Annotated in this window: 13 protein-coding genes; all 13 read left to right on the forward strand. The window is 70.2% G+C overall.

Annotated elements, in window-relative coordinates; genetic code table 11:
• The first annotated feature begins 67 nt into the window (after positions 1 to 67).
• The 13 genes from rpsH to rpsK all read left to right on the forward strand — a co-directional run bounded on the left by rpsH (position 68) and on the right by rpsK (position 7,657).
• The gene (rpsH, locus tag ACFUVW_RS06675; protein ID WP_430570551.1) at positions 68 to 466 is read left to right on the forward strand and encodes a 30S ribosomal protein S8; all 399 of its coding nucleotides are present in this window, start codon (positions 68 to 70) and stop codon (positions 464 to 466) included.
• 19 nt (positions 467 to 485) lie between these two features.
• Complete coding sequence (gene rplF, locus ACFUVW_RS06680; protein WP_430570552.1) at positions 486 to 1,022, forward strand: 50S ribosomal protein L6; 537 nt, start codon at positions 486 to 488, stop codon at positions 1,020 to 1,022.
• On the forward strand, positions 1,022 to 1,393 hold the full coding sequence (gene rplR / locus ACFUVW_RS06685; protein ID WP_429727854.1) for a 50S ribosomal protein L18: 372 nt from the start codon (positions 1,022 to 1,024) through the stop codon (positions 1,391 to 1,393). Before rplF ends, rplR begins: the two co-directional genes overlap by 1 nt.
• Positions 1,394 to 1,436: 43 nt before the next feature.
• A complete protein-coding gene (rpsE, locus tag ACFUVW_RS06690; protein WP_430570553.1) occupies positions 1,437 to 2,108 on the forward strand; it encodes a 30S ribosomal protein S5 in 672 nt (223 codons plus the stop codon).
• Complete coding sequence (gene rpmD / locus ACFUVW_RS06695) at positions 2,108 to 2,290, forward strand: 50S ribosomal protein L30 (RefSeq protein ID WP_079573239.1); 183 nt, start codon at positions 2,108 to 2,110, stop codon at positions 2,288 to 2,290. The genes rpsE and rpmD overlap by 1 nt, the downstream gene beginning before the upstream one ends.
• On the forward strand, positions 2,287 to 2,772 hold the full coding sequence (gene rplO / locus ACFUVW_RS06700; protein WP_430570554.1) for a 50S ribosomal protein L15: 486 nt from the start codon (positions 2,287 to 2,289) through the stop codon (positions 2,770 to 2,772). The genes rpmD and rplO overlap by 4 nt, the downstream gene beginning before the upstream one ends.
• A 304-nt stretch (positions 2,773 to 3,076) precedes the next feature.
• The gene (secY, locus tag ACFUVW_RS06705) at positions 3,077 to 4,375 is read left to right on the forward strand and encodes a preprotein translocase subunit SecY (RefSeq protein WP_430570555.1); all 1,299 of its coding nucleotides are present in this window, start codon (positions 3,077 to 3,079) and stop codon (positions 4,373 to 4,375) included.
• A gap of 101 nt (positions 4,376 to 4,476) precedes the next feature.
• Positions 4,477 to 5,034 carry an adenylate kinase gene (locus tag ACFUVW_RS06710; RefSeq protein ID WP_430570557.1) on the forward strand — a complete coding sequence of 186 codons (558 nt, stop codon included), beginning with the start codon at positions 4,477 to 4,479 and terminating at the stop codon, positions 5,032 to 5,034.
• A gap of 13 nt (positions 5,035 to 5,047) precedes the next feature.
• Positions 5,048 to 5,962 carry a type I methionyl aminopeptidase gene (locus tag ACFUVW_RS06715; RefSeq protein ID WP_430570556.1) on the forward strand — a complete coding sequence of 305 codons (915 nt, stop codon included), beginning with the start codon at positions 5,048 to 5,050 and terminating at the stop codon, positions 5,960 to 5,962.
• Between the two features lie 240 nt (positions 5,963 to 6,202).
• On the forward strand, positions 6,203 to 6,424 hold the full coding sequence (gene infA / locus ACFUVW_RS06720) for a translation initiation factor IF-1 (protein ID WP_012867920.1): 222 nt from the start codon (positions 6,203 to 6,205) through the stop codon (positions 6,422 to 6,424).
• A gap of 70 nt (positions 6,425 to 6,494) precedes the next feature.
• A complete protein-coding gene (gene rpmJ / locus ACFUVW_RS06725; protein ID WP_003956441.1) occupies positions 6,495 to 6,608 on the forward strand; it encodes a 50S ribosomal protein L36 in 114 nt (37 codons plus the stop codon).
• A gap of 195 nt (positions 6,609 to 6,803) precedes the next feature.
• Positions 6,804 to 7,178, forward strand: a complete 375-nt coding sequence (rpsM, locus tag ACFUVW_RS06730; RefSeq protein ID WP_380321661.1) for a 30S ribosomal protein S13 — start codon at positions 6,804 to 6,806, stop codon at positions 7,176 to 7,178.
• A 74-nt stretch (positions 7,179 to 7,252) separates the two neighbouring features.
• Entirely contained in the window at positions 7,253 to 7,657 is a 405-nt protein-coding gene (gene rpsK, locus ACFUVW_RS06735; protein ID WP_380321664.1) for a 30S ribosomal protein S11, read from the forward strand.
• Positions 7,658 to 7,723: the final 66 nt, after the last annotated feature.

A 7,723-nucleotide genomic window follows, 5' to 3' on the forward strand; every position in this document is an offset into this window, starting at 1 on the left:
TACGCCGCAGGTCCGGGCGGTACCTCGGTACCGCCCGGATACCCCGGCGAGGAAGGGCTGGAGCCCAATGACCATGACAGACCCCATCGCAGACATGCTCACGCGTCTGCGCAACGCGAACTCGGCGCACCACGAGACGGTCACCATGCCGCACTCGAAGCTGAAGTCGAACATCGCGGAGATCCTGCAGGCGCAGGGTTACATCTCCGGCTGGACCGTCGAGGACGCGAAGGTGGGCAAGTCGCTCACCCTCACGCTGAAGTACGGCCCGAGCCGCGAGCGCGCCCTCACCGGCGTGCGCCGCGTCTCGAAGCCCGGCCTCCGCGTCTACGCGAAGTCCACCAACCTGCCCCAGGTCCTCGGCGGCCTCGGCGTGGCGATCCTGTCCACGTCCTCCGGCCTGCTGACGGACCGTCAGGCCCAGGCCAAGGGCGTGGGCGGCGAAGTCCTCGCCTACGTCTGGTAATCCGGAAAGGAGAATCGCCATGTCTCGAATCGGCAAGCTCCCCGTTCCGGTCCCGGCCGGCGTGGACGTCACCATCAGCGGTGCGCTCGTGACCGTCAAGGGCCCGAAGGGGACCCTGGAGCACACGGTGCCCGCCCCCATCACGGTCGCTCAGGACGACGGCTCCCTCGTGGTGTCGCGCCCGGACGACGAGCGTGAGTCCCGTGCGCTGCACGGCCTCACCCGTACCCTCCTGGCCAACATCGTCACCGGTGTGACCCAGGGCTACGAGAAGAAGCTCGAGATCGTCGGTACCGGTTACCGCGTCGCGGCCAAGGGGCAGAGCCTGGAGTTCGCTCTCGGCTTCTCGCACCCGGTCACCGTGACCGCTCCCGAGGGCATCACCTTCGCGGTGGAGAGCCCGACCAAGTTCTCGGTCGCGGGCATCGACAAGCAGCAGGTCGGCGAGGTCGCAGCGAACATCCGCAAGATCCGCAAGCCCGAGCCTTACAAGGGCAAGGGCGTGCGCTACGCCGGCGAGGTCGTCCGCCGCAAGGTCGGAAAGGCTGGTAAGTGATGGCTCTCAAGGTTCTGGGCAAGGGCAAGGCCGTCGCTCGTCAGCGCCGTCACCTGCGCCTGCGCAAGAAGATCAAGGGCACCGCGGCGCGTCCGCGCCTCGTCGTGACCCGCTCCTCGCGCCACATGGTGGCGCAGGTCGTCGACGACACGGTCGGCAAGACCGTGGCCTCGGCCTCGACCCTCGAGGCCGACCTGCGCGCCCTCGACGGCGACAAGACCGCGAAGGCCCGCAAGGTCGGCGAGCTCGTCGCCGCGCGTGCCAAGGCCGCCGGCGTCGAGACCGTGGTCTTCGACCGCGGTGGCAACAAGTACCACGGTCGGGTGGCTGCGGTCGCCGACGGCGCCCGGGAAGCGGGGCTGGAGCTGTGATGGCCGACGTCCGCGAGTTCGCACGGAAGATGAGGATCCTCTGATGGCTGCAGGGCAGCGCACCGGCGCCCCCCAGGGCGCCAACGAGTCCAACAAGAACGACGGCCGCCGCGGCGGCGGTCGCCGCGACGACCGTCGTGGCGGTGGCCGCGACGCCGCCGACAAGAACGCCTTCGTCGAGCGCGTGGTGACGATCAACCGCGTCTCGAAGGTCGTCAAGGGTGGTCGCCGCTTCAGCTTCACCGCGCTGGTCGTGGTGGGCGACGGCGACGGCACCGTCGGTGTCGGCTACGGCAAGGCCAAGGAGGTGCCCGCGGCGATCGCCAAGGGTGTCGAGGAGGCGAAGAAGAACTTCTTCCGCGTCCCGCGCATCCAGGGCACCATCCCGCACCCCGTCCAGGGTGAGGAGGCCGCCGGCGTCGTGTTCCTGCGTCCGGCCTCGCCGGGTACCGGTGTGATCGCCGGTGGTCCGGTGCGCGCCGTGCTGGAGTGCGCCGGCATCCACGACGTGCTGAGCAAGTCGCTCGGCTCGTCCAACTCGATCAACATCGTGCACGCCACCGTCGCGGCCCTCCAGGGTCTCGAGGAGCCGGCTGCCGTGGCCGCCCGCCGTGGTCTGCCGCTCGAGGACGTGGCCCCGGCCGCGCTCCTGCGTGCACAGGCCGCCGGGCTCGCCGAGAAGGCGGCCAAGGCTGACGAGAAGGTGGGTGCGTGATGCCTCGTCTGAAGGTCACCCAGGTCAAGTCCGCCATCGGCGGCAAGCAGAACCAGCGTGACACGCTGCGGACCCTCGGCCTCAAGCGGATCGGCGACACCGCCGTGAAGGAGGACCGTCCGGAGATCCGTGGCATGGTCACCACGGTGGCGCACCTCGTCACCGTCGAGGAGGTCGAGTGATCGTGGCTGAGAACAAGGCCGACAACACCGAGAAGGCGGGTCAGCCGCTCAAGGTCCACCACCTGCGTCCGGCTCCCGGCGCCAAGACCGCCAAGACCCGCGTGGGTCGTGGTGAGGCGTCGAAGGGTAAGACGGCGGGTCGCGGTACCAAGGGTACGAAGGCTCGCTACCAGGTTCCCGAGCGCTTCGAGGGCGGGCAGATGCCTCTGCACATGCGCCTCCCGAAGCTGCGCGGGTTCAAGAACCCGTTCCGCGTCGAGTACCAGGTCGTCAACCTGGACAAGCTCGCCGCGCTGTACCCCGAGGGTGGCTCCGTCACCGTCGAGGGCCTCGTCGCCAAGGGCGCGGTCCGCAAGGGTCAGCCGGTGAAGGTGCTCGGCAACGGCGAGATCACCGTCAAGCTGGACGTCACGGTCGACCGCGTCTCCGGCTCCGCCAAGGACAAGATCCTGGCGGCCGGCGGCACGGTCTCCGAGGACTGACATCCGCATCAGGGCCGGCGGCGCACACGCGCTGCCGGCCCTGTGTGCTCCCGGCACGCCTCGGCGGGCCGGGCCACCGCGACGGCGTGTGGTCTGGATCACTGGTCCGGGGCACGTAGAATCCGTCACGGTCCGAGCCATGCACCTGATCCGGGTGACGGCGAGGCCGGGGTCTCCCCGGCCGGACCTTGACCGAGTCGGCGTGCCGGCGGCGTGGCCCACGGGCCGCGGTGCCGGGAGCTCGCGCCACGCCTCGCCGGTCCCCGGCGACACGACAACCCGCCGCGGCGGGCCAGGAGGATAGGTGCTCAGCGCATTCGGCCGGGCTTTCCGGACACCGGACCTGCGGCGCAAGCTGCTGTTCACGATCGCGATCATGGCGCTCTTCCGGGTGGGGTCGCTCGTGCCCACACCCGGCGTCGACTACGGCAACGTGCAGCAGTGCGTCGCGGCCCTCGAGGGCAGCACCTCGCTGCTCGGCCTCGTCAACGTCTTCAGCGGCGGTGCGCTCCTGCAGCTGTCGATCTTCGCGCTCGGCATCATGCCGTACATCACCGCGAGCATCATCGTGCAGCTGCTGCGCGTGGTCATCCCGCGGTTCGAGGCCCTGCACAAGGAGGGCCAGTCGGGGCAGGCGAAGCTCACGCAGTACACGCGCTACCTGACGATCGCCCTGGCGATCCTGCAGTCGACGACGATCATCACGACCGCGCGCACCGGGATGCTCTTCCAGGGCTGCCCCGTCGACGTGATCGCGGACGACAGCTTCATGACCGCCACGCTGATGGTCGTCACCATGACGGCCGGTACCGGCCTGGTCATGTGGCTCGGCGAGATGATCACGGAGCGCGGCGTCGGCAACGGCATGTCCCTGCTGATCTTCACGTCGATCGCGGCGAGCTTCCCGTCGGCCCTCTGGTCGATCGCCGGCGGCTCGAACGGCCCGCTGAACTTCATCGTCATGATCCTGGTGATCGTGCTCGTCGTGGGGCTGGTCGTCTTCGTCGAGCAGTCCCAGCGCCGCATCCCCGTGCAGTACGCGAAGCGCATGGTGGGGCGCCGCATGTACGGCGGCACCAGCACCTACATCCCGATCAAGATCAACATGGCCGGCGTCATCCCGGTCATCTTCGCGGCGTCGATCCTCGCCATCCCCGGGCTGATCGCCCAGTTCGGCGAGCCGACCGCGGACTGGGTCGTGTGGATCTCCGACAACCTGGTCCAGCAGTCCGACCCGCTGTACATCGTGCTGTACGTGCTGATGGTCATCTTCTTCGCGTTCTTCTACACGTCGATCACGTTCAACCCGGACGAGGTCGCGGACAACATGAAGAAGTACGGCGGCTTCATCCCCGGTATCCGCGCGGGCCGGCCCACGGCCGAGTACCTCGACTACGTGATCACCCGCATCACGTCCGCGGGCTCGATCTACCTCGCCATCGTGGCCCTCATCCCCACGATCGTGCTCGTGGTGCTGGGAGTCACCACGAACATCCCGTTCGGCGGCACGTCGATCCTCATCATCGTGGGCGTCGGGCTCGAGACCGTGAAGCAGATCGACTCCCAGCTCCAGCAGCGTCATTACGAAGGGTTCCTCCGTTGACCGAGACGACCGAAGGCGGCCCCGCCGCTGCCACGCCGACCACCCGCCGCGAGCTCCACGGCGCCCCCAGCGCCGAGGCGCGGGTGACGCGCCTGGTGATCATGGGGCCGCAGGGCGCGGGCAAGGGCACGCAGGCCGCGCGCCTGGCCGAGCTCTTCAACATCCCCGCCATCTCGACGGGCGACATCTTCCGCGCCAACATCAAGGGCGGCACGGAGCTCGGCAAGCTCGCGCAGGAGTACAGCGCCAAGGGCGAGCTCGTCCCGGACGAGGTCACCGACCAGATGGTGCGCTCCCGCCTCGGCGAGGACGACGTGAAGGCCGGCTTCCTGCTCGACGGCTACCCGCGCAACGCGCACCAGGTCGAGGCCCTGGACGGCATCCTGGCCGACCTCGGCTGGGAGCTGGACGGCGTCATCGAGCTCACCGCCGCGCGCGACGAGCTCCTGTCGCGGATCGCCAAGCGTGCCGAGATCGAGGGCCGGGAGGACGACACCCCGGAGGCGATCGCGCGTCGGCTCGACATCTACGACGAGCAGACCGCGCCGCTGACCGCGGCCTACTCCGAGCGGGGCCTCCTCGCGAAGGTGGACGGCATCGGCGACGTCTCCGAGGTCACCGAGCGCATCGTCCAGGCGCTGGCCGCCGAGCTCGGCTGAGGCCCGCGACCCCATGATCTTCGGTTCGCGCGAGCGCATCGAGCTCAAGACGCCCGACCAGGTGCGCGTCATGCGTCGTGCGGGCCTGGTCGTCGCCTCGGCGCTCGACGCGGTGCGCGCGGCGGCGCGTCCGGGCATGACGACGGCGGACCTCGACGCGGTCGCGGCGCGCGTCATCGCGGAGGCGGGGGCGACCCCGTCGTTCCTCGGCTACGAGGGCTACCCCGCGACGATCTGCGTCTCGGTCTCGGAGGAGGTCATCCACGGCATCCCCGGCGGCCGTGTGCTCGAGGTCGGCGACGTCGTGTCGATCGACTGCGGCGCGATCGTGGACGGCTGGCACGGCGACTCGGCGATCAGCCTCGTGCTGGGCCCGGACGGCGCGCTGGACGTCGAGGCGCCGGACACCGAGGCGCCGGACCCCGAGGGTGCCACGCCGGGCGACGGCGTCGATGCCGCGGACCTCGACCTCGTCCGCGCCACGCGGACGGCCATGTGGGCGGGGATCGCGGCGCTGGCCGGAGGCAAGCGCCTGGGCGACGTCGGCACGGCCGTCGAGGCGGCGGTCGAGCTGGCCGGCGGCGTCTCCGGCGTCGAGTACGGGATCGTCGAGGACTACGTGGGGCACGGCATCGGCACCGCGATGCACCAGCCCCCCGACGTCGTGAACTTCCGGACGTCGGACCGCGGTCCGCGGCTGCGGTCGGGCATGTGCCTCGCCGTGGAGCCGATGGTGACGCGGGGGAGCGGGGCGACCCGGGTCCTCGCGGACGACTGGACGGTGGTGACGCAGGACGGCTCCCGGGCCGCGCACTGGGAGCACACCGTCGCCCTCCTCGACGGCGGCATCAGCGTGCTGACGGCCGCGGACGGCGGCCGCGCGGGTCTCGCCCCGTTCGAGGTCGAGCCGGTGCCCCTCGACGTGTGACCGACGCCCTCTGCCGCGTGGTCGCAGCTGCTGGTGCCATGGAGTACGATGGTCTGTCGGGTGTAGTCCGTTCGGCAGTTCCTCGATCTGTCGGCGCGAGTTGGTGGCGCCGCAGACCAGCACCGGCCCGACGATACGTCGGCCGGTCGGGACGAGGGTGAGCAGGCGGCACGCACGACATCCGGACCTCCGTCACGTCGGTGACGGGCGCCCGGGGACAGACGAGAGTTAGCGGAGGACATGGCAAAGAAGGACGGCGTCATCGAGATCGAGGGCAGCGTGGTCGAGGCCCTGCCGAACGCGATGTTCCGTGTGGAGCTGGCGAACGGCCACAAGGTCCTCGCGCACATCTCGGGCAAGATGCGTCAGCACTACATCCGCATCCTCCCGGAGGACCGCGTCGTGGTCGAGCTCAGCCCGTACGACCTGTCCCGCGGTCGGATCGTCTACCGCTACAAGTAACCACCACCCCATCGAGCGCCGTCGTGGCGCCGGCACCCGCCGGCGTGCGTACGGCGGCGGAGGAACACTGATGAAGGTCAAGCCGAGCGTCAAGAAGATCTGCGACAAGTGCAAGGTGATCCGCCGGCACGGTCGCGTCATGGTGATCTGCGACAACCTGCGCCACAAGCAGCGCCAGGGCTGATCGCAGCCACCGCCTGACGGCACGCGCTCGCCGTCGGACACAGCGCACCACCACGAACCTCGACCCCCGCTTCCGGAGCGAAGCTCCTCGCGGGACGGTCGCAGGGGAACCTCCGGTCCAGGGGCCGGGGCCCGCGGTCTTCGCGGGAGGGCGGTGCGGCAGACCTCTGGACGAAGTACAGGAGCCGGAAGGCACATGGCACGTCTGATCGGCGTCGACCTCCCCCGCGAGAAGCGGCTCGAGGTTGCGCTCACCTACATCTACGGCGTCGGCCGTACCCGCGCCCAGCAGACGCTGGCCGCGACCGGGATCAACCCGGACCTGCGGGTCAAGGACCTCGGCGACGACCAGCTCGTCGCCCTCCGCGACTACCTGGAGGGCAACTTCCAGCTCGAGGGCGACCTGCGCCGCGAGGTCGCCGCCGACATCCGCCGCAAGGTCGAGATCGGCACCTACCAGGGCCTGCGTCACCGCCGCGGCCTCCCGGTGCGCGGCCAGCGCACCAAGACCAACGCGCGCACCCGCAAGGGCCCGAAGCGCACCGTGGCGGGCAAGAAGAAGGCCCGCTGAGAGCAGTCCGTGGCGTGGTCGGCTCCCCGAGCTGAACCGCCCCGGTCCGATCAGACCAGGAGATCAGAGAACACATGCCTCCCAAGACTCGTGCCACGGCCGCGCGCAAGCCGCGTCGCAAGGACAAGAAGAACGTCCCGCTCGGCCAGGCTCACATCAAGAGCACCTTCAACAACACGATCGTCTCGATCACCGACCCCTCGGGCGCCGTGATCTCGTGGGCGTCCGCCGGCCACGTCGGCTTCAAGGGCTCCCGCAAGTCCACGCCGTACGCCGCGCAGCTCGCCGCCGAGTCGGCCGCCCGCCGCGCCCAGGAGCACGGTGTCAAGAAGGTCGACGTCTTCGTCAAGGGCCCGGGCTCCGGTCGTGAGACCGCGATCCGCTCCCTGCAGGCGACCGGCCTCGAGGTCGGCTCGATCCAGGACGTGACGCCCCAGGCGCACAACGGCTGCCGTCCCCCGAAGCGCCGCCGCGTCTGACCCTCCCGACGTCGTCGGGCCCCGGGGCCGGGGGGTGGGGCCCCGGGCCGGGCCGGGGTGGTTTAG

This window comes from Isoptericola sp. NPDC057391, from assembly GCF_042668085.1.
Taxonomy (GTDB): domain Bacteria; phylum Actinomycetota; class Actinomycetes; order Actinomycetales; family Cellulomonadaceae; genus Isoptericola.